At 31.8% G+C, this 22185-nt stretch carries 26 protein-coding genes and 1 tRNA gene; 26 read left to right on the plus strand and 1 reads right to left on the minus strand.

Features of this window, described 5'->3' with window-relative positions:
* The first annotated feature begins 5 nt into the window (after positions 1–5).
* The 23 genes from ES045_RS06530 to scpA all read left to right on the plus strand — a co-directional run bounded on the left by ES045_RS06530 (position 6) and on the right by scpA (position 17767).
* Entirely contained in the window at positions 6–1427 is a 1422-nt protein-coding gene (locus tag ES045_RS06530) for an SDR family oxidoreductase (protein WP_147114250.1), read from the plus strand.
* A gap of 29 nt (positions 1428–1456) precedes the next feature.
* Positions 1457–1600, plus strand: coding sequence for a DUF2256 domain-containing protein (locus tag ES045_RS06535; RefSeq protein WP_147114254.1), 144 nt, complete (start codon positions 1457–1459; stop codon positions 1598–1600).
* The gene (locus tag ES045_RS06540) at positions 1570–2880 is read left to right on the plus strand and encodes a DASH family cryptochrome (protein ID WP_147114257.1); all 1311 of its coding nucleotides are present in this window, start codon (positions 1570–1572) and stop codon (positions 2878–2880) included. The genes ES045_RS06535 and ES045_RS06540 overlap by 31 nt, the downstream gene beginning before the upstream one ends.
* A gap of 1 nt (position 2881) precedes the next feature.
* Positions 2882–4414: a cryptochrome/photolyase family protein gene (locus ES045_RS06545; protein WP_147114260.1), complete on the plus strand. Its 1533-nt coding sequence runs from the start codon at positions 2882–2884 to the stop codon at positions 4412–4414.
* Entirely contained in the window at positions 4404–5894 is a 1491-nt protein-coding gene (locus ES045_RS06550; protein WP_147114263.1) for a cryptochrome/deoxyribodipyrimidine photo-lyase family protein, read from the plus strand. The genes ES045_RS06545 and ES045_RS06550 overlap by 11 nt, the downstream gene beginning before the upstream one ends.
* Positions 5895–5982: 88 nt before the next feature.
* Positions 5983–6405 (plus strand): hypothetical protein, encoded by a 423-nt coding sequence (locus ES045_RS06555; RefSeq protein WP_147114266.1) that lies wholly within the window; start codon positions 5983–5985, stop codon positions 6403–6405.
* Positions 6392–6682, plus strand: a complete 291-nt coding sequence (locus ES045_RS06560; RefSeq protein WP_147114268.1) for a TIGR03643 family protein — start codon at positions 6392–6394, stop codon at positions 6680–6682. Before ES045_RS06555 ends, ES045_RS06560 begins: the two co-directional genes overlap by 14 nt.
* A 60-nt stretch (positions 6683–6742) precedes the next feature.
* Positions 6743–7435, plus strand: coding sequence for a GTP cyclohydrolase I FolE (gene folE / locus ES045_RS06565; protein WP_147114271.1), 693 nt, complete (start codon positions 6743–6745; stop codon positions 7433–7435).
* A 3-nt stretch (positions 7436–7438) separates the two neighbouring features.
* Positions 7439–7663: a hypothetical protein gene (locus ES045_RS06570; protein ID WP_147114274.1), complete on the plus strand. Its 225-nt coding sequence runs from the start codon at positions 7439–7441 to the stop codon at positions 7661–7663.
* Positions 7664–7744: 81 nt separating this feature from the next.
* Positions 7745–7960, plus strand: coding sequence for a hypothetical protein (locus ES045_RS06575; RefSeq protein WP_147114277.1), 216 nt, complete (start codon positions 7745–7747; stop codon positions 7958–7960).
* A 6-nt stretch (positions 7961–7966) separates the two neighbouring features.
* Positions 7967–8650, plus strand: coding sequence for an SDR family NAD(P)-dependent oxidoreductase (locus ES045_RS06580; RefSeq protein WP_147114281.1), 684 nt, complete (start codon positions 7967–7969; stop codon positions 8648–8650).
* Positions 8651–8654: 4 nt separating this feature from the next.
* Entirely contained in the window at positions 8655–9128 is a 474-nt protein-coding gene (locus ES045_RS06585; protein ID WP_147114285.1) for a glutathione peroxidase, read from the plus strand.
* 5 nt (positions 9129–9133) lie between these two features.
* Positions 9134–9307, plus strand: a complete 174-nt coding sequence (locus tag ES045_RS06590) for a Lacal_2735 family protein (RefSeq protein ID WP_147114288.1) — start codon at positions 9134–9136, stop codon at positions 9305–9307.
* Positions 9308–9309: 2 nt separating this feature from the next.
* Complete coding sequence (locus ES045_RS06595) at positions 9310–9771, plus strand: TspO/MBR family protein (protein WP_147114291.1); 462 nt, start codon at positions 9310–9312, stop codon at positions 9769–9771.
* Between the two features lies 1 nt (position 9772).
* Positions 9773–10240 carry an SRPBCC family protein gene (locus tag ES045_RS06600; protein WP_147114294.1) on the plus strand — a complete coding sequence of 156 codons (468 nt, stop codon included), beginning with the start codon at positions 9773–9775 and terminating at the stop codon, positions 10238–10240.
* Entirely contained in the window at positions 10237–11541 is a 1305-nt protein-coding gene (locus tag ES045_RS06605; RefSeq protein ID WP_147114297.1) for a cryptochrome/photolyase family protein, read from the plus strand. The genes ES045_RS06600 and ES045_RS06605 overlap by 4 nt, the downstream gene beginning before the upstream one ends.
* Before the next feature lie 241 nt (positions 11542–11782).
* A tRNA-Thr gene (locus ES045_RS06610) sits at positions 11783–11856 on the plus strand.
* Positions 11857–12024: 168 nt separating this feature from the next.
* Positions 12025–13026 (plus strand): NAD(P)H-dependent glycerol-3-phosphate dehydrogenase, encoded by a 1002-nt coding sequence (locus ES045_RS06615; RefSeq protein WP_147114301.1) that lies wholly within the window; start codon positions 12025–12027, stop codon positions 13024–13026.
* A gap of 70 nt (positions 13027–13096) precedes the next feature.
* Positions 13097–13702, plus strand: coding sequence for a uridine kinase (gene udk / locus ES045_RS06620; RefSeq protein WP_147114305.1), 606 nt, complete (start codon positions 13097–13099; stop codon positions 13700–13702).
* 2 nt (positions 13703–13704) lie between these two features.
* Positions 13705–14019, plus strand: a complete 315-nt coding sequence (locus tag ES045_RS06625) for an FtsB family cell division protein (protein WP_147114308.1) — start codon at positions 13705–13707, stop codon at positions 14017–14019.
* Positions 14019–15371, plus strand: a complete 1353-nt coding sequence (locus ES045_RS06630; RefSeq protein ID WP_147114310.1) for a methylmalonyl-CoA mutase subunit beta — start codon at positions 14019–14021, stop codon at positions 15369–15371. Before ES045_RS06625 ends, ES045_RS06630 begins: the two co-directional genes overlap by 1 nt.
* 19 nt (positions 15372–15390) lie before the next feature.
* Positions 15391–15711 (plus strand): hypothetical protein, encoded by a 321-nt coding sequence (locus tag ES045_RS06635; RefSeq protein ID WP_147114313.1) that lies wholly within the window; start codon positions 15391–15393, stop codon positions 15709–15711.
* On the plus strand, positions 15704–17767 hold the full coding sequence (gene scpA, locus ES045_RS06640; RefSeq protein WP_147114316.1) for a methylmalonyl-CoA mutase: 2064 nt from the start codon (positions 15704–15706) through the stop codon (positions 17765–17767). The genes ES045_RS06635 and scpA overlap by 8 nt, the downstream gene beginning before the upstream one ends.
* Before the next feature lie 58 nt (positions 17768–17825).
* Here scpA and ES045_RS06645 read toward each other — a convergent pair whose 3' ends face one another.
* Positions 17826–18173: a hypothetical protein gene (locus ES045_RS06645; RefSeq protein ID WP_147114320.1), complete on the minus strand. Its 348-nt coding sequence runs from the start codon at positions 18171–18173 to the stop codon at positions 17826–17828.
* Positions 18174–18346: 173 nt separating this feature from the next.
* Here ES045_RS06645 and ES045_RS06650 point away from each other — a divergent pair, with 173 nt between their 5' ends.
* From ES045_RS06650 to ES045_RS06660, 3 genes are all read left to right on the plus strand, one after another.
* A complete protein-coding gene (locus tag ES045_RS06650) occupies positions 18347–19870 on the plus strand; it encodes a GH3 auxin-responsive promoter family protein (protein ID WP_147114323.1) in 1524 nt (507 codons plus the stop codon).
* Between the two features lie 212 nt (positions 19871–20082).
* Positions 20083–21345 (plus strand): putative DNA modification/repair radical SAM protein, encoded by a 1263-nt coding sequence (locus ES045_RS06655; RefSeq protein WP_147114326.1) that lies wholly within the window; start codon positions 20083–20085, stop codon positions 21343–21345.
* A complete protein-coding gene (locus ES045_RS06660) occupies positions 21346–22122 on the plus strand; it encodes a TIGR03915 family putative DNA repair protein (RefSeq protein WP_147114329.1) in 777 nt (258 codons plus the stop codon).
* Positions 22123–22185 lie beyond the last annotated feature (63 nt).

The following is a 22185-nucleotide window of genomic DNA, read 5'->3' on the forward strand; positions in this document are numbered from 1 at the left end:
TACGTATGAAAATTCTTGTAACAGGTGCTACTGGCTATATTGGTAAAAGATTAATACCGTTATTATTAAATGACGGCCACACAATTGTTTGCCCTGTTAGAGATAAGAAAAGGGTAGAAAGCTACTATAAAAATCAAAAAAATGTAACGTTAATAGAAGCAGACTTTCTAAATGAAAAGACTTTAAACGCCATTCCCAAAGATATAGATGCTGCTTATTACTTAATTCATTCGATGTCTAATTCAGCTAAAGAATTTCATGCTTTAGAAGAAAAATGTGCTTTCAATTTTAAAAATTTTGCAGAAAAATCCGATGTAAAACAAGTTATTTATTTAAGCGGAATTACCAACGACACTAAACTTTCTAAACATTTATTATCTAGAAAAAACGTAGAAAAAGCCCTGGCATCAGAAAAATATGCGCTTACCACTTTTAAAGCAGGTATTATTGTTGGTTCTGGAAGTTCTTCATTTGAAATCATTAGAGATATTGTAGAAAAATTGCCTGCAATGATCGCTCCCAAATGGCTAAATACAAAAACACAACCTTTGGCCATTAGAGATGTTTTGTCTTTTTTACACAGATCTTTAGCAAGAGAAGAATTATACAATACTTCACATGATATTTTTGGCCCAGAAGTACTCACTTACAAAGAAATGCTTTTGCAGTTTGCAGATGTAAGAAAGTTAAAAAGATACATACTTACAGTTCCCGTAATGACGCCGAAATTATCTTCTTACTGGTTGTACTTTGTTACCTCAACCTCCTATAAATTGGCGAGTACTTTGGTTAATTCTATGGGGGTGGAAGTTATTGGAGTAAAAAGTAACATCAATACACTGTTAGATGTAAAACCAATGTCTTACAAGAAAGCTGTAAAATTAGCTTTCAGAAAAATTGAACAAAACAGCATTGTTTCTAGCTGGAAAGATTCTTATGTAAGTAGTGGAAAATTAAAGAATTACGTTCATGAATTTGTAAATGTTCCAGAATATGGTTGTTTTAAAGATTTTAAAAAGAGAAAAGTAAAAAACAGAGAGAAAGCTTTAGATAAGATTTGGGCAATTGGTGGTGAAACCGGTTGGTATTACGGTACTTTTTTATGGAAAATTCGTGGTTTTGTAGATCAATTTTTTGGTGGCGCAGGTTTGCGAAGAGGAAGAAGACACCCAACCGAATTAAATGCGGGTGATGCTTTAGATTTTTGGCGCGTTATATATGCAGATAAAGAAAACGGGAAGCTCTTACTCTACGCAGAAATGGTTTTACCAGGAGAAGCTTGGTTAGAATTTAAAGTAGAAGACGGCACTATTTATCAAACAGCAACTTTTAGACCTCATGGTCTTGCAGGTAGATTGTATTGGTACTCGGTAATTCCGTTTCATTGGTTTGTTTTTAACGGAATGATCAACAACATTAATAAATAAGAAAAGTCTCTCTTATCTTAAGTTAGAAGATGCATAAAAAACAACAACTACCAGAAAAAATATGTCTTGTTTGCAACAAACCTTTTACATGGCGAAAAAAATGGCAAAAAAATTGGGAGAATGTTAAATATTGTAGTGAAAGATGCAGAAGAAACAAGACAACACAAGCTTAATTTGGTTTCGTACTAATTTACGAGTACAAGACAACAACTCTTTAAAAAAAGCAATAGAACATCATTCTAAAGTAATTGCTGTTTATTTTTTTGACCCTAAATTATTTAAAATTGATGTATTTGGTTTTCAGAAAACAGCAAAATTTAGAGCAAAATTTCTTATCGAAACAATTATCGATTTAAAAAATAATTTATCAAAATTAAATATCACGCTCCTTACTTATTTTGAAAGTCCAGAAGAGAAAATTCATAAAATTTTTGATGAATTTTCTATCGATACCATCTACACTCAAAAAGAATGGACTCTAGAGGAAGTTTCTACTAATAATCTTGTAAAAAACACAGTTGCTAACAACGTTTCCTTTATTGAGGATTATGACCAGTTTTTATACCATCCTGATTCAGTTTCTAAAGGTTTTTCTAAAATTCCGGATGTGTTTACGCTCTTCAGAAAAAAGTTAGAAAAAACAGTAAAAATTAAACCTGAAGTTTCCATACCCAAACAACTTTTAGATAATTTAATTAAAAATAATACAGAAGTTCCAACTTTAGAAGACCTCGGTTTTAAAAGTTTTGAAACTCATGCAAATACCGCATTCCCTTTTTCCGGCGGAGAAACAGCCGCTTTAGAACGCTTAAATGCTTATTTTTTTGAAACTAAGAAAGTTGCTTTCTACAAAAAAACAAGAAACGGCTTAGTTGGCATAGATTATAGTACAAAATTTTCGCCTTGGTTGGCTAACGGAAGTTTATCTGCGAAGACTATTTATTTTAAAATCAAGGAATTTGAAGCGGAGTTTGGTGCTAATCAATCTACTTATTGGGTGGTTTTTGAATTAATTTGGCGAGACTATTTTAAATATATTTCTTTAAAATACAATTCTAAAATTTTTGAAATCGGCGGAATTTTAGGTAAAAACTATACTTGGAATTATGACAAACAATTGATTCAGCAATGGATTGATGGAGAAACAAAAGACGATTTTGTAAATGCCAACATGATAGAATTAAAAGAAACTGGCTGGATGAGCAACCGAGGAAGACAGAACGCAGCATCTTATTTTGCTAAAGAATTGTTGCTAGACTGGAGAATTGGTGCTGCCTATTTTGAGTCTCTTTTATTAGATTATGATGTGCATAGCAATTACGGAAATTGGATGTATGTTGCTGGTGTAGGAAATGACCCAAGAAATAGAAAATTCAACACAAAACTACAAGCAGATCGCTACGATACTAATTATAAGTTTAGAAAATTGTGGTTAGAAAAAAGACTCTTTTAATATGAAAAAACTACGCTTAATTCTTGGTGATCAATTAAACAGCGAACATTCTTGGTTTTCAGAAACAGATGAAAACACCATATATTGTTTGTTTGAAATGCGTCAGGAAACAGATTATGTAACACACCATATTCAAAAAATTGTTGGTTTTTTTGCTGCAATGAGAAACTTTGCAGCAGAATTAAAAAATAAAAAACATACGGTTGTTTATTTTCATATAAATGATACTATCAACACCCAAAATCTAACAAAAAATTTATCGCTCTTAATTAAAGAGAATAACATACATACATTTGAATATTTATCTCCGGATGAATACCGCCTAGACAAGCAATTAAAAGATTTTTGTTCAGCTTTAAATATTGAATCTAACGTTTTTTCTACGGAACACTTTTATACCGAAAGAGACGATTTAAAAACTTTCTTTAAAGGAAAAAAACAATTTTTGATGGAGCATTTTTATCGTGATATGCGTAAAAAACATCAAATATTAATGGTTGATAAGCAACCCGAAGGTGGTACATGGAATTATGATAAAAGCAATCGAAATAAATGGAAAGGCGACACATTAATTCCGCAAGAAATAAGTTTTGACAACGATGTTGAAAAGATTATTGCGGCTATTGAAAAAGCTGGGGTTAAATCTATCGGAAACATCCATCCTAAATATTTCGAATATCCAATTTCTAGAGAACAGTCTTTAGAACAATTAGATTATTTCTGTGAACATTTATTGGTTCATTTTGGCGATTATCAAGACGCAATGCATACAGATAAAATTTATCTTTACCACAGTAGAATTTCTTTTGCAATGAATACAAAAATGGTTTCTCCGAAAGAAATTATCGCAAAAGTTTTAAAAAAATATCGAGAACAAGAAGATGACATCCACATCTCTCAAGTAGAAGGTTTTATAAGACAAATTTTAGGCTGGCGCGAATATATGAGAGGCATGTATTGGATGTTAATGCCAGACTATAAAAAAGAAAACTTTCTCGAAAACACAAATAAACTACCAGCGTTTTTTTGGACAGGTAAAACAAAGATGAATTGTCTTAAAAATGCCATTAACAATTCACTAGACAATGGTTATGCGCATCACATTCAACGATTAATGATTACTGGTAATTTTACACTGTTAACACAGATTCATCCAGATGAAATAGACGCATGGTATTTAGGCATTTATGTAGACGCCGTAGAATGGGTTCAATTACCAAACACGCGTGGTATGAGTCAGTTTGCAGACGGAGGAAAAATTGCGACAAAGCCTTATGTTTCTAGTGGAAGTTATATTGGTAAAATGAGCAATTACTGTGATGCCTGTGTCTATAAGAAAACAAAGAAATTCGAAGACAACGCGTGTCCTTTTAACACACTTTACTGGAACTTTTTAGACGAAAAAAAAGAAAAATTAGCAAATAACTTCAGAATGAAAATGATGTATAGCTTATTAAACAAAATGTCTTCTGAAGATCGCCTAAAAATTAAAGAAAAAGCGAACCATATTATTAATAATTTAGATGAATACTAATAGAGAAGAAATACATGTTGTTTGGTTTAAAAGAGATTTGCGTTTGCAAGATAACGAGGCAATTTACAATGCCTTAAAAGCAAACAAGCGCGTACTTTTTTTATATGTTTTAGAAAACTCTTTAATAAAAGATGCCCATTACAACCAGCGCCATTGGAATTTTATAAAACAATCTTTAGTCGCTCTAAACACCGATTTAGAAAAGTACAATACCAAAATTCTTTGTGTAGAAACAGAAGTTGTAACGGCTTTCAATCAAATTTTTAATTCGTATAAAATTAATACTGTTTTTTCTCACCAAGAAACGGGTTTGTTAATTACCTATAATAGAGATAAAGAATTTACCAGATATTGCAGTAATAATTTGATGAATTGGGTTGAAAACAGTAATAACGGTGTTTTAAGAGGTTTGCCAAATAGAGAAGACTGGTTTGACAGATGGGATGATTATATGCACGCACCTCAGATTAAAAATCATTTGAATACTGATAAATTGCTTACAATTGATGAAATCAATCAACTCGAAAAAAATTTTAAGACAGTAGATTTAACTACAAATAATGACACCCTTTTTCAAAAAGGAGGTACAAAAATGGCATGGAGGTATGCCCATACTTTTTTTAAAGACCGTCATGAAAAATATATGTTCAATATCTCTAAACCTCAACTAGCTAGAGAAAGCTGTAGCAGGTTGTCGCCCTATATTGCTTGGGGAAATATTTCTATTCGTCAAATTTTTCAAGAAGCAACAAAACATAAAACAATTGCCAATAAAAGACATTTAGACGCTTTTATTTCTAGACTGCGTTGGCAAGCACATTTTATTCAGAAATTTGAAATGGAACACACCATGGAAAACGCAAGTATAAATAAAGGCTATCATAAATTAAAGAAAGGCATTTCTTTAGAATACCAAAAAGCTTGGAAAGAAGGTGAAACTGGCTTTCCTTTAATAGACGCTTGTATGCGTTGCTTACAAGAAACGGGTTATCTAAATTTTAGAATGCGCGCCATGTTGGTTTCTTTCTTTACGCATATTTTATGGCAACCTTGGCAAGCAGCATCCCAACACTTATCTTCTCTTTTTTTAGATTTTGAACCAGGAATTCATTTTCCTCAGTTGCAAATGAATGCAGGCGAAACAGGAATAAATATTCTTAGAATTTACAATCCTGTAAAAAATAGCTTAGAACATGATAAAGAGGGTGTTTTCATAAAAAAATGGATTCCAGAGTTAGCACACCTAGCTACACCATTTGTGCACGAACCTTATTTAATGACCCCTTTAGATCAACAATTTAATAATTTTGAACTAGGTGTAGATTATCCAAATCCGATTGTAGCACTTAAAGTTGCGAGAAAAAAAGCGAGCGATACTTTATGGAACTTAAAAAATAATTCTACCGTAAGAACAGAGAGTTCACGAATTTTAAAAAAACACACGCTATCTAACAGAAGCAAAATGACTAAAACAGAGTAAACTGGGTCAATTTTGTTATTTTATTTATTTTTGTTTAACTTATTGAAAAAACACTTAAACATAATTATATTTTTCGTACCTTTGGGTAATGATATTTAACACAACAAATAAAAACAAAGATGCAGCAGCAACAATGAATGATTTGTTAGGTGAACCCTACTCTTTTATTCAATCTATTAAAAAAGGAGGCACAGGTTCTAAAAGAATGATAATAGAAGAGGTTAGCCATGGTTTTTTAACAGTGATGAATTCTATTTCAGATATTAATTATGGCAATATAGAGCTTAGAGAAAAAGGCATTATAGTTCACATCAATAAAGGCTTAAAAAATTATAGTTGGGCAATTCCTTACTATCAGCTGCACACATACAAAACGGCTGGTTTTAGTATTCATGCACAAGGAAACTTCGTAAGATTTAAAAACAATAACATGTTGAAAGATAATAAGAAGTTTCTCGATAAAATTATAGGTTTTAAAATAGAAAACGACAAAGAATATGACTTTCAATAACACAAATCAACTAAATGGCATATCTATTGATAGAATAATAGAGATGGCTTGGGAAGACAGAACAACTTTTGAAGCAATTGAATTTCAATTTGGTTTAAAAGAGCAAGAAGTTATCAATTTAATGCGGAGAGAAATGAAACTTAAAAGTTTCAAAATGTGGCGAAAAAGAGTTCAAGGAAGAAAAACCAAGCACGAGAAGTTAAGGTCCTTCGAAAAAGGAAGGTTTAAATGCTCGAGACAAAAAGCAATATCAAGTAACGCAATAGCAAAAAGATAATAAAATAGTGCTTTGCTTAAAGATTTACGGTCTTTTAAGACAGCACAAAAATAAGATAGAATGATTACAGACGCAATAGCAAAAGATACCCAAAATAAAATGACTGATTTTTCTAATCAAGAAATTGGTGATGATCATTTATTTACAGGTTTAAAAACACCTATGAAGGCAGACGCTTTTGTACTTTCTGACGAAGTTAAGAAAGAAAAAATTGCCACCTTATTTTCTGAAATAATGGATGTTATGGGATTAGATCTAACAGATGACTCTCTAAAAGGCACTCCGAAAAGGGTTGCAAAAATGTATATAGACGAGATTTTTTCTGGATTAAACCCTGCAAACAAACCTAGAGTTGCTTTGTTTGATAATAAATATCAATACAACCAAATGTTGGTTGAAAAGAACATTACGTTTTATTCTAATTGCGAGCATCATTTTGTTCCAATTATTGGAAAAGCACATGTAGCGTACATCTCTTCAGGAAAAGTAATTGGCTTGTCTAAGTTAAATAGAATTGTACAATATTATGCAAAAAGGCCGCAAGTACAAGAACGTTTAACAAACCAAATAGCAGAAGAATTAAAAGCAATTTTAAATACAGACGACGTTGCTGTTATTATAGACGCAAAACATTTGTGTGTATCTTCTAGAGGTATTAAAGATGATACCTCCTCTACTGTAACATCTTACTTTGGGGGCAAGTTTAACAGCCCAGAAAAAATAGTTGAACTACAAAACACATTAAACTATTAAGTTATGAAATTAATTGACAAAGCATTAGAGTTTGAAACTAGAAAAAAAAGATTCCCAACAACCAGCGACCGTATTATGGCAGCTAGAGAAGCAAAGGATTTAATTCTAAGTTTAAACGAAGTATATAAGGAAAATAAAGATGCTAAAATTATGGACATCATGAAACGACTAACCGTAATTAAACAAAGAATCGAAAGACGTTTGAAAGGAAAGCCGCTAACGTCTTAATAAAAAACACACATTTATATTGAATATCTAAGTTTTATAATTACATTGGTAAAATTATAAAATAAAGACAAGTCAAATAGAATGAATTTATTAGAAAGAGCCGAAGAATTTGAACATAGAAAGTTCTCATTTAAGACAACAAGTGATAGAATTGTAGCATCTAGAGAAGTGAAAGCACTTATCTTAGAACTAAACGAAGTATACAAAATAGAAAAAGATCTAGAAATAATGGATCAAATGAAGCGCTTAACAGCTGTAAAGCAGAAAATTGAAAAGCGCTTGAAAGGAAGACCTTAAAAGCATATGAGAAAAATAGTAATAGTTGGAGGAAGCAAAGGAATAGGACAAGCAATTGTTAAATCTTTAATTGAAGAAAATATAGTTGTAAACATTAGTAGATCAGCTCCTTTGCAGCCTCACGCTAATCTAACTCATTATAATTGTGACATCCTTACAGATGACTTACCAGAAATAGAGGCAGTAGATACTTTAATTTATTGCCCTGGAAGCATTAATTTAAAACCAATTTCGAGACTAAAGTTAAACGATTTTAGAGAAGATTTTGAAATAAATGTTGTTGGAGCAGTAAAAACAATTCAACAATATTTACCGAAGTTAAAAAACGGAGAAAACCCTTCTATTTTATTATTTAGTACGGTTGCAGCCAAACTAGGTATGCCTTATCATGCAAGTGTTGCTGCAGCAAAATCTGCCGTAGAGGGTTTAACAAAATCTTTAGGCGCAGAATTAGCACCAACAATTCGCGTAAATGCAATTGCACCAACTGTTACAGAAACAGACTTGGCATCTAAGCTTCTAAGGAATGAAAAAATGATAGAAAATATCACAGAACGTCATCCACTTAAAAAGTTTCTAAAACCACATGAAGTTGCAGACTTAGCAACTTTTCTTATCTCTGAAAAAGCAAATTCAATCTCTGGTCAAATTTTCGAACTTGATTGTGGAATTGTAAGTTTCAAAATCTAAAAAAATGACAGACATCTATAAAATCAATATCAATAGCTTACAAAATAAAGCTATTGACTTATCCGAGTACAAAAATAAATATATTCTTTTTGTTAATGTAGCTTCTAAATGTGGCTTTACATCGCAATACAAAGAATTAGAAGAATTGTACCAAACACACAAAGAAAACTTAATGATTATTGGTTCTCCTTGCAACCAGTTCGGTAGCCAAGAACCCGGAACCTCAGAAGATATTGCAGCTTTTTGTAAAGTAAACTTTGGCGTCTCTTTTATAATGACAGAAAAAATTGATGTAAAAGGAATCAATCAACATCCATTATATACTTGGTTAACAGATAAAAGTTTAAATGACAAAAAAAGTTCTACAGTAAAATGGAACTTTCAAAAGTACCTGGTTTCTCCTGATGGAAAGTTAATAGATTATTACTTTTCAATTACAAAACCATCAAGCTCAAAAATTACAAAATATTTAATATAAAACTTATGTTCGGATTATTTAAAAAGAAGTCTGAAGTTGATAAACTTCAAGAAAAATACAAAAAAGTGATGGAAGAGGCATACAAACTTCAATCTATCAATAGAACAGATAGCGACTCTAAATACAAAGAAGCAGACGATATCTTAAACCAAATTGACACCTTAAAGGAAAAGGAGTAAATATGAAACAACTAAAACTTACCATACTCTTTCTAGTTATCAACTTTGGAGGTTTGGCAATTGGCAGTTGGTTTATGAATAACGGGCCGCTTTCTGATTGGTACACAAACCTAAATAAAGCTCCTTGGACACCACCAGGTATTGTATTTGGTATTGCATGGACATTGATTATGATTTGCTTTTCTATTTATTTAGGAAAACTTTTTAGCCAGGAAAATACGCAAAAAAACAAACTAATCTTTCTGTTTCAATTTGTGTTAAATGTAAGCTGGAATTTTATCTTCTTCAATCAACATTTGGTTTTGTTTGGGCTGTTTACCATTGTACTGTTAACATCTCTCCTTTTTATTTACTACTTTAAACGAAGTGATAAAGTAAATAATTACAAGTATTTATTGCTGCCTTATATGATTTGGTTGTGTATTGCAACTTCTTTAAATCTTTATATATTAGTCCATAATTAAAATGAAAATATACACGCTTCACAAAAAACAACAATTACCAATTTCTTTAGATGAAGCTTGGGAGTTTTTATCCAACCCAAGAAATTTAAAAAAAATTACGCCAGATTACATGAGTTTCGACATCGTGTCTAAGATAGACAGACCGCTATACACTGGCCAAATTATTCAATATATTGTAACACCTCTTTTAGGTATTAAGACAAAGTGGGTTTCTGAAATTACACATATAGAAGAAAATAAATACTTTGTAGACGAGCAAATGTATGGTCCTTATGCACTTTGGCATCACAAGCATTTTATAAAAGAAATTGATGGTGGTGTAGAACTGGAAGACATTATCGATTATAAGGTTCCCTTAGGAATACTTGGTCAAATAGTGCATCCTTTTTTAGTGAAACCAAAATTAGAAGAAATTTTTGGTTATAGACAGAAAAAACTAATTGAACTTTTTGGCGCGTATAAAAAATGAAAAAGACAGTAAATATTTTTTGGTTTAGAAGAGATCTAAGATTAGATGACAATGTAGGATTTTACAATGCCTTAAAAAGTAACACCCCTGTTCTACCTCTTTTTATTTTTGATGAAGAAATACTAAAAAAACTATCGAAAGATGATGCTAGAGTTACTTTTATACATGCTACATTGCAAAAAATGCGTGTTATTTTAAAAGAAGAACACAAAAGTAGTCTTGCGATGTTTCATGGAAATCCAAAAGAAATTTATGCTCAATTAATAAAAGAATACAACATAGAAACTGTTTTTACAAATAGAGACTATGAGCCTTATGCAAAGGAAAGAGATGAAGGAATTGAGCAATTATTAAATGAAAATAATATTGAATTTAAAACATTTAAAGATCAAGTAATTTTTGAAAAGAATGAAGTTGTAAAAAAAGACGGACTACCGTATGTGGTTTACACCCCTTTTATGAAGGTTTGGAAAGAGAAATTTAAAACCACTCACTTAAACTTTCACTACACAAGTTCATTTTTAAAAAACTTGGTAAAAACCAAAGAATTACCAAATCTAAGTTTGACTGATATTGGCTTCACAAAATCCAATCAAAAAATAGAAGCTTACACCGTTTCGCCATCACTTATTCAAAATTACGAAGACACCCGTAACTTTCCGGCACAAGACACCACCTCTAAATTGGGTCCACATTTACGTTTTGGAACTGTTAGCATTCGTAAAATGGTAGAAAAAGCAATTTCTGAAGAAAACGAAATTTTTTGGCAAGAATTAATCTGGAGAGAGTTTTTCATGCAAATTCTTTGGCATTTTCCTCATACATCTCAACAATCTTTCAAAGCCAAATACGACAGAATTGAGTGGAGAAATAATGAAGGCGAGTTTAATAAATGGTGCAACGGAGAAACAGGCTATCCTTTTGTTGATGCAGGAATGCGCCAGTTAAATCAAACTGGTTTTATGCATAACAGGGTTAGAATGCTTGTAGGCAGTTTTTTATGCAAGCACTTATTAATAGATTGGCGCTGGGGAGAAGCCTATTTTGCAGAAAAACTGCACGATTATGAAATGGCAAGTAACGTTGGTAATTGGCAATGGGTTGCTGGTTCTGGTGTGGACGCTGCACCTTATTTTAGAATTTTTAATCCAACCACTCAAATTAAAAAATTCGACAAAGATTTAGAATACCTTAACAAATGGGTTCCAGATTTTCAAGAACTCACCTACCCTAATGAAATGGTAGACCATAGAGAAGCAAGAGAAAGATGCTTGCAAGTATACAAGGAAGCTTTAAATTAATAAAAGGTCTAGTTCTCTTATTATACTCAATAAAAACAACAAATACCAGAAGTTTACGTTATACATATACAAGTTAGAAAAATTACAATTAGGTGATTTTCTACCGATCTTATGTTCTTATGTTCTTATTTCTTGACGAAAAAAGCTTCGATTTTAAGTGAAGCTTTTTTTATGAAAAAAAAATCATTTTTAGTTTGGCTGTCTTCTTATTTTGTGTTTAATTTGCGCACCGAAAACAAAAGCCGATGTAGCTCAGCTGGCTAGAGCAGCTGATTTGTAATCAGCAGGTCGTGGGTTCGAGTCCCTCCATCGGCTCAATTTCTTAAAAGTCTCAAAATTAATTTTTTGAGACTTTTTTATTGGTATCAAACAGAAAAGTTCTTTACCAATTCTTTCTTTTATATCCACCAAAACACCTACAAAAAGTAGTCTAAATTGGTTATATTGCCGTACATCATTCCTTATGATTAAAAATAAATAATTATGAAACTTAAAGTTGGTTTATTAGGTGGTGGTTCTTGGGGGACTACTGTTGCTTCATTAACTGCAAAAAATAGCGAAACAACTCTTTGGGCAAGAAATGCAGCAACAGTAAAAGAGATAAATGAACTTAATTCTAACACAAAATACTTACCAAACGGCAAACTTCATAAAGGTTTAAAAGCTTCAAACTCTATAAAAGAAACGGTAGAAAATGCAGATGTAATTGTTATGGGAATACCGTCACAACACTTTAGAGCCGTTTTATTGGAAGCAAAGCCATACATAAGACCTTGGGTTCCTATTGTTAGTTTAGCAAAAGGATTAGAAACTGCAACCAAAATGAGAATGACAGAAATAATTGAAGAGATTATGCCTGGGCATCCTGCAGGAGTTCTTACAGGACCTAATCTTGCCAAAGAAATTATTTCTGGTAAAGCCGCAGCAGCTGTAATTTCTATGGTTGATAAAACCATTGCAAAAAAACTACAAACTGTTTTTAGTTCTGGCTTATTTCGAGTGTATACAAATACAGATGTAACTGGAAGTGAATTAGGCGGAGCTTTAAAAAATGTAATGGCAATTGCATGCGGAATGGGAGATGGCGCCAATGCAGGAGACAATACACGTTCTGCTTTAATTACAAGAGGTCTTTCTGAACTCACACGTTTAGGAACAGCAATGGGTGGAAAAAACAGAACTTTTGCCGGTTTAACTGGTTTAGGAGATTTAGTCGCTACCTGTTCTAGTTCTAAAAGTAGAAACCACCATGTTGGCTTTGAACTAGGTAAAGGAAAAAAACTAGAAACTATTATAGGCAATATGAATGAAGTTGCAGAAGGTGTAAAAACAACTAAAGTAGTGGTACAATTAGCTGAAGATTATAATGTTGACATGCCTATTACAAGAGAAGTTTACAAAGTTCTCTATGAAGGAAGTACTGTATTTAATGCTTTTAAAAATTTAATTACTCACGAGGTAGGTTCTGAAAAAGAACCCGGATAGTCTTTAAATTTACATTTTTATAATATCTTTACTCATTTATGCGAATTTTTTATCAAAATTATATTTTTTTATGTTAATTATTGGAATTGCGGGAGGAACGGGAAGTGGAAAAACAACCGTTGTAAATCAAATTATTAAACAATTACCAACGGATGAAGTTTGTGTAATTTCTCAAGACTCTTATTATAATGCAACAGATAATTTGCCTTATGAAGAAAGAGCCAAAATTAATTTTGATCATCCAAGAGCGATCGATTTTGAATTACTGATAAAGCATTTAAAAGTTTTAAAATCTGGAAAAGCAATCAACCAGCCAGTATATTCTTTTGTAACTCATAACAGAACAAAAGATACGGTAAAAACACACCCAAGAAAAGTAGTGATTGTTGAAGGAATTTTAATTTTTAATAATAAAGAATTAAGAGATTTATTTGATATTAAAATATTTGTGCATGCAGAAACAGATGAACGCTTAATTAGAAGATTAAAAAGAGACATTTCTGAAAGAGGAAGAGATATAGATGAAGTTTTAAACAGGTATCAAACAACCTTAAAACCAATGCATCAACAATTTATAGAGCCAACAAAGAATTTTGCAGATTTAATTATACCTAATGACAGGTTTAACACCGTTGCCATAGATATTGTTAGAACTGTTATTAATGAACGTTTGTAAGCATGTCTTTTAACAACCTAAAAAATAATAGCGTCTTTAAAATTTTAACAAATATTTTTGTCTTAATTTTTATTCCATTTTTAATATGGATGTTATTTTTTGATGACAACTCTTATCTAATTCATAGAAAATTTAACCAAGAAATAGAAGATCTAGAAAATACCATTTCTTTTTATAAAATTAAAATTAAAGAAGACCAAGCTACTATTAAAAAGTTAGATGATTCTCTACAATTAGAACGTTTTGCAAGAGAACAGTATTTAATGAAAAAAGAAAACGAAGATATTTATATTATAGAATTTGATACCATAAAATAATGAGTAAATTTCTGTTTAGTGAATTTGAAGGAACAACACCAACTGCTTGGAAACAAAAAATTCAAGTAGACTTAAAAGGTGCTGACTATAATGAAACACTATTATGGACAACGAATGAGGGAATTACTGTAAAACCTTTTTACACCAAAGATGATAGAACCCATAACAAAATAAAAGTTCCAAAAAAGGCTTTTAAAATTTGTCAGACCATAATTATTTCTGATGAAAAGAGCGCGAACACTTTAACTACAGATGCTTTGAACAGAGGCGCAACTGCAATTCAATTCATAGCAAAAAAGAAATTTGATTATACCATTCTATTAGACACAATAGATCTAACCTCTTTAACCATATACTTTAAATTTGAGTTTTTAGATGATGAGTTTATCAGTAAACTATCAAAATACATAAACTCTAATACGTGCTTTTTTCAAATAGATATTTTAGGAAATCTTGCCGAAGTTGGCAATTGGTTTGTCAATTTAAAAGAAGATTATAGAAAATTAGAAAACATAGTAGCAGCTGCAGAAAACTCCATTTCTGTTTCAGGAGATTTATACCAAAATGCGGGTGCTAATATGGTGCAGCAATTGGCATACACACTAGCCCATGCGAATGAATACTTAAATCATTTTGGTGCAGAAAATGCACCTAAAATTCACTTTCAATTTTCTGTAGGAAGTAATTATTTTCATGAGATAGCAAAATTAAATGCTTTTCGCCTTTTATGGGACGCCCTCTTAAAGGAATATGGTGTTAAAGATCTTGAAGCGCATCTTTTTGTGCAACCTTCTGCAAGAAATAAAACGATTTACGATTATAATGTAAATATGTTAAGAACTACTTCTGAATGTATGAGTGCTATTTTAGGCGGCTCAAACACAGTTGCTAATATTTCTTATGATAAGATCTATGCAGAGAGCACCGATTTTGGCGAACGAATTTCTAGAAATCAACTCTTAATATTGCAACAAGAAAGTGGTTTTAAAAAGGCACAAAACATTGCTGAAGGAAGTTATTATATAGAATCTCTTACAGAGCAAATGGCAGAAAAAGCCTTAATTATATTCAAACAGATCGAAAAAGGTGGTGGCTTCTTAAAACAATTAAAAGAAGGCAACATTCAAAGAAAAATAAAAGAAAACACGGCAAAGGAAGAAGAACAATTTCATAAAAATGAATTGATCTTATTAGGTACTAATTTACAACCTAATAAAGAAAATTTCATGAAAGAAAGCTTAGAATTAGATCCTTTTGTTAAGCAAAGAAATATAAAAACATTATTTCCACCGATCAATAGAAAACGTCTGTCTGAAAATATTGAAAAGCAAAGGTTAAAGAATGAAAGTTAATTTATACTAAATAGATAACGTGGTTAAAACTCATGAGATTATAGCGTATCAGAAAAAACAGGAAGAGTTAAAAAAAGAAACCAAAAAAATTAAAGAGACAACACCTAGTTATATAGTAGGCTTTGTTTTTATAATGTTCTTAACTGTTTTTGCAATAGAAAGTAAAGTATACAGCTACTTTGGTGGAACTCTAAATTTCATCTCAGTTAGCGTATTATTTACGCTATTTACTGGTCTGCTCTATTTTTATGTGAGTCAAAAAAGAATTAAAGAGAAAAAAAAATTATCTAAAGATATTCAGTCAAAATTATATCATTTAATGAAACTAGAAAATGAGTAGAAAATCTATAGAAAACATATCACTTTCTAATAAGAACAAAACGTCAAAAGAATCATTTCTTCATGAAGATTTTGTTGCAGGAATTGCACCCAATTTAAGGGGACCATATGCTACAATGTACGTTAGAAGACCTTGGACCATTAGACAATATGCAGGTTTTTCTACTGCACAAGAAAGCAATGCCTTTTACAAAAGAAACTTAGAAGCGGGTCAAAAAGGTCTTTCTGTTGCTTTTGATTTGGCAACGCATAGAGGTTATGATTCAGATCATGAACGTGTGCAGGGAGATGTGGGTAAAGCGGGTGTTGCTATAGATTCTGTGGAAGACATGAAGGTTTTGTTTGATGAAATTCCGTTAGACAAAATGTCTGTTTCTATGACTATGAATGGTGCAGTTTTACCCATTTTAGCTTTTTATATTGTTGCTGCAGAAGAGCAAGGTGTTTCTCTAAAAGAGCTTTCAGGTACTATTCAAAATGATATTTTAAAGGAGTTTATGGTACGAAACACGTACATTTATCCTCCTGCTCCTTCTATGAAAATTATTGCCGATATTTTTAAATATACCAGTAGTAAAATGCCTAAATTTAATTCGATTTCTATTTCTGGTTATCACATGCAAGAAGCAGGTGCAACTGCAGAAATTGAATTGGCATACACACTTGCAGACGGTTTAGAATATCTAAAAAAGGGAATTGATGCAGGAATGGATATTGATTCTTTTGCACCAAGATTGTCTTTTTTTTGGGCCATAGGAATGAATCATTTTACAGAAATCGCAAAATTGAGGGCCGCAAGAATGCTGTGGGCTAAAATTGTAAAAAAATTCAATCCAAAAAATCAAAAATCTTTAGCTTTAAGAACACATTCGCAAACAAGTGGTTGGTCTTTAACAGCACAAGATCCTTTTAACAATGTTGCAAGAACAACCATTGAAGCCATGGCTGCTGCTTTTGGTGGTACCCAAAGTTTGCACACAAATGCGCTAGATGAAGCAATTGCTTTGCCTACAGATTTTTCTGCAAGAATTGCCAGAAATACACAAATTTACTTGCAAGAAGAAACGCATATAACTAAAACAGTAGATCCTTGGGCAGGAAGTTATCAATTAGAAAAGCTAACGGAAGATATTGCGAATAAAGCCTGGGAACTGATGCAAGAGGTTGCCGAATTAGGTGGAATGACAAAAGCAATTGAAAAAGGAATTCCGAAAATGAGAATTGAAGAAGCTGCTGCAAAAAAACAAGCAAAGATAGATAGCGGTCAAGATATTATTGTTGGAGTAAATAAATATCAACTAGAAAAAGAAGATCCTTTACATATTTTAGAAGTTGACAATGAAGCGGTTCGCAATTCTCAAATTGAAAGATTGCATGCATTAAAAACGAATAGAAATAATACGGAAGTGCAAAAATCTTTAACCGCTTTAACAAAAGCAGCAAAATCTGGCAAAGAGAATTTATTAGACTTGGCTGTAGAAGCAGCAAGAAACAGAGCCACTTTAGGTGAAATATCTGATGCTCTCGAAGTTGAATTTGGCAGACATAAAGCCGTTCATAAAACCATATCTGGCGTGTACAGTAAAGAAATAAAGGAAGACCCATTATTTAAAAAAGCAAAGGATTTAGCAAACGACTTTGCTAAATTAGAAGGAAGACGTCCAAGAATTATGATCGCAAAGTTAGGGCAAGATGGTCATGACAGAGGTGCAAAAGTAGTTGCAACAGGATATGCAGATTTAGGCTTTGATGTAGATATTGGGCCACTTTTTCAAACTCCTATAGAAGCAACAAAACAAGCTGTAGAAAATGACGTTCATATTCTAGGAATTTCTTCTTTAGCTGCAGGGCATAAAACATTAGTTCCGCAAGTTATTGCAGCTTTAAAAGAATACGATAGAGAAGATATTATGGTAATTGTTGGTGGCGTTATTCCTGCACAAGATTATCAATTTTTATTTGATGCAGGCGCTGTTGGTGTTTTTGGTCCTGGAACAAAAATTGCACAAGCTGCCATAGATATGTTAACGATCTTAATTGATAGTGTTGTAGAATAATTTCTCAACTATTTCTGTAAAGAGAAACTTCTATGCAAGTTTCTCTTTACAGAATAGATTACTTTTTTTTATTATGAAACATAATATTTTCAGATTCTGAGAAGTTTTCTTCAGGAATTTTGTTGAAAAATTCCAATGTTTCCGTCTCATTTGTATTTCCATAAGGCATTAAAATTGTTCCTTTCGTTCCATCTTTGGTTTCGATAACATATAATATAGACATGTCGGAGGGATTGCTATCTCCTTCGTATCTATGTTTTGCAACTACTTTAATTCCGAATGGTGTGTACCCAATATCAGATTCGTTTTCAATTAAAATATCATTTCGAACTCTATAACTATTTGTATAGCCTTCCGCTTCATATTTTCTTATAAAATCTAATTCGTTTGTGCTTTCGTTGTTCATAATGTGAGTTTTAAATTCAATACAATCTACCCTTATTATTCCTTCTGTTTTGTCGCTATCGATGTTAATACGGACGCAAATAGAACGCACTTCTTATTTGAGTTAACTTTTAGCTTATTAACGATAATCTTAAGTGTTATAATTACCTAACTTTGTTAAAAAACAATAAGATCATGGCTATTTTAGGAAATATCATCAAAGGAATTATCAATTTAACAGATACGCTTTCTTCAGAAACAAATCATATAGAAGCACAGAAAGAGGTTTTAAAAGACTTATTAGAATCTGCAAAGGACACTCAGTTTGGTGAAGCTTATCATTTTAAAACAACGCTTCTTAGTGATGATCTGCAATCTTCTTTTGCAAAGGAAGTTCCTTATTTTGATTATAATTCACTTCATGAAAAATGGTGGTGCAAAATTCATAATGGAGAAGAAAATGTTACTTGGGCTGGCAATCCTTCTTATTTTGCTTTAAGCTCTGGAACAACAGGAAAAACGAGTAAAAAGATTCCTGTAACAGATGAAATGATTGCTGCCATTAGAAGTTCTGGTATCAAACAAGTTACTTCATTAAATAATTTTGATTTGCCTGCAGATTTTTTCGAAAAAGATATTATGATGTTGGGAAGTTCTACAGATCTTGCTGAGAAAGACGATCATTTAGAAGGAGAAATTAGCGGAATTAGCGCAAGTAACATTCCTTTTTGGTTTAAAGGATATTATAAACCTGGTGAGGAAATTTCAAAAATTGAAGATTGGGACGAACGTGTACAACACATTGCAGAAAATGCCAAAACGTGGGACATTGGCGCTTTAAGCGGAATTCCTGCTTGGATAGAATTGATGATGCAGAAAGTTATTGAATTCCATAATTTAGAGAATATTCATGAAATTTGGCCAAATTTAAAAGTCTACACTTCTGGTGGTGTTGCTTTTGGACCTTATGAAAAAAGCTTCAAAGCACTTTTGGGTAAATCCGTAACTGTAATTGATACCTATTTAGCCTCTGAAGGGTACATTGCTACGCAGGTAAGACCAGAAACAGACGCCATGCAATTAAATACCAAAAATGGTATTTATTTTGAATTTGTTCCAATGAACCCCGATTATATAAAGGAAGATGGTTCTATCAAACAAAATGCACCTTCATTAACACTAGAACAAGTAAAAACCAATACAGATTATATTTTAATTATAAGTACCGTTAGTGGTGCTTGGAGATATTTGATTGGAGATACAATTGAATTCACGGATGTAGAAAGAGCCGAAATTAAAATTACAGGACGTACAAAATTCTTTTTAAACACCGTTGGTTCTCAATTATCTGTCAATAAAATGGATGATGCCATTAGACATCTAGAAGAAAAATTTTCTACCCAAATTACAGAATACACCATTTGTGCAAAAAGATTTGATGATGGTGAGTTTTATCACTCTTGGTATTTAGGGTCAGAAATGAAGGAAACTAATGAAAGCATTATAACAGCATTAGATACTTTTCTTAAAGAGGCTAATAAAAATTATAAAGTTGCTAGGAGTAAAGCTTTAAAAGGCGTAAAAGTTACTGTAATTCCTGTTGAAAAATTCCATGATTGGAATGATAGTAACAAGAAAAAAGGCGGTCAAGTAAAAATGGAACGCGTGATGAAAGAGGATAAATTTGCAGATTGGGAAGATTTTGTAAATAAAAAGTAGAAAACTGAAATAAGGCATAGGTTGCAAGGTAAAAAATCATGAGGATACGATGTTCTAATTATTTTAATGTACAAGCCCATATAAACCGCCTTTAAAATAAGTCGGTTTTTGTGTTAAAGTTATTTTCTCCTATACTAATAATTATCAGTTCTTGTAAATTACATGACTACTCGTTACTTAAAAAATCAATCTAAAAACAACACTAGCAAGCTATGTCTTTCGAACGCACATTAGAGAAATTAAAAATCTTAGCAGATGCAGCAAAATATGATGTTTCTTGTTCTTCTAGTGGAAGTAACCGAAGCAACAAAGAGAAAGGCTTAGGTAATGCTACCGGAATGGGAATTTGCCATTCCTACACAGAAGATGGGCGCTGTGTTTCTTTGCTAAAAATTTTACTGACAAATCACTGTATTTTTGATTGTGCTTATTGTGTTACCAGAAAAAGTAATGACGTTAAACGAGCGGCTTTTAAAGTTCAAGAAGTGGTAGCGTTAACGATTAATTTTTATAGAAGAAACTATATTGAAGGCTTATTCTTGAGTTCCGGGATTTTTAAAAGTGCAGATTATACCATGGAACGTTTGGTGGCTGTGGCAAAAAAACTGCGTTTAGAAGAAAATTTTAATGGCTACATTCATTTAAAATCAATTCCAGGTGCTTCTGATGAATTAATGAGAGAAGCTGGTTTGTATGCAGATAGATTGAGTGTGAATATTGAAATCCCTACTAAGAGTGGCTTAAAATTGTTAGCGCCAGATAAAAAATTCGAAGACTTCATAAAGCCTATGGAAAAGGTAAAGAATGAAATTATACAATACAAGGCAGAAAAAAAGATTCTAAAAAGCACGCCAAAATATGCGCCAGCAGGTCAAAGCACCCAAATGATTGTTGGTGCTAGCGGAGAAAATGACTTTCAAATCTTAAAAACGTCAGAATATTATTATAAAAAATACAATTTAAAAAGAGTTTATTTTTCTGGTTATGTACCTATAAGTCACGACAGCCGTTTGCCTAAAATTGGTAGCGATGTACCTATGTTAAGAGAGAATAGGCTGTATCAATCAGATTGGTTAACCCGTTTTTATGGCTTTCAAACGAATGAAATTGTAAACTTAAATCATCAAAATTTAGATTTAGACATCGATCCAAAATTAAGTTGGGCGTTAAGAAACATGCATGAATTTCCTGTGGATGTTAATACAGCAGATAAAAGAATGTTGGCAAGAATACCAGGCGTTGGTATGAAATCTGTTTCAAAGATTTTGATGGCGAGAAAATACCGAAGATTAAATTGGGAACATTTAAAGAAGATAGGAATCGCTTTTAACAGAGCTCAATATTTTTTAGTGTGTGATAGCAATCTATTTGAAAGAAGAGATTTAACTGCTGATAAAATAAAAGCTTTTATAATGAAAAACTCAACGAGCAAATATGATACTTTATTAGGTCCGCAGTTAAATTTATTTGAATAAATGATAGAAAAAACATTAATTTACGATGGTTCTTTCGAAGGTTTTTTGAGTTGTGTTTTTTATGTCTTTGAATATAAATTACAAAATGTTTCCATTCAGAGTGAATTTGTTGTTCAAAATGGCTTGTTTTCTGAAAATGAAAAAATTACAACTGATAAAGAAAAATCAGATAGAGTCTGGAAACGATTAAAGGAAAAGACATCTAGTATCGCTTCCACTAAAATTTATTACGCCTTTTTAAGTGAACAAATTGGTGTTGAAAATATCCTGCTAGATCACCTTCAATATATTTTCAAAAATAAACAAAAAGTGGATACTGATTTCACACACGCTAGTATTTTAAAAACATCTCAAATAGCAAAAATTGTAAGTAGAGAGAAGCATAGAATGGAAGCCTTTGTGCGTTTTAAACTTACAAAGGATAAAATTTACTTTGCTAATATTGAACCCGACTTTAATGTATTGCCATTAATTTCTAAACATTTTAGAAGTAGATATGCAGACCAAAAATGGGTGATTTATGACACCAAAAGGGCTTATGCATTATTTTATGATTTAAAAAAAGTAGCAATTGTAAATATGGATTTTCCTACAAATTTTAATTTTACAAAAACAGATGACCATTTTTTTGCTGCTGAAGAATTTGAATTTCAGAAATTATGGAAAGATTATTTTAATAGTACAAACATTAAAGAACGAAAGAATATGAAATTACATGTTAAGCATGTTCCAAAACGGTATTGGAAATATTTGAGTGAAAAGCAACCAAATTTTTAATTAATAGTTACGTACAAAACCTGCTGTCTTCAATTTAATTCATCATCCAAAGTATTCTTACTA

Source organism: Polaribacter sp. IC073 (assembly GCF_007997075.1).
Classification (GTDB): Bacteria; Bacteroidota; Bacteroidia; order Flavobacteriales; family Flavobacteriaceae; genus Polaribacter.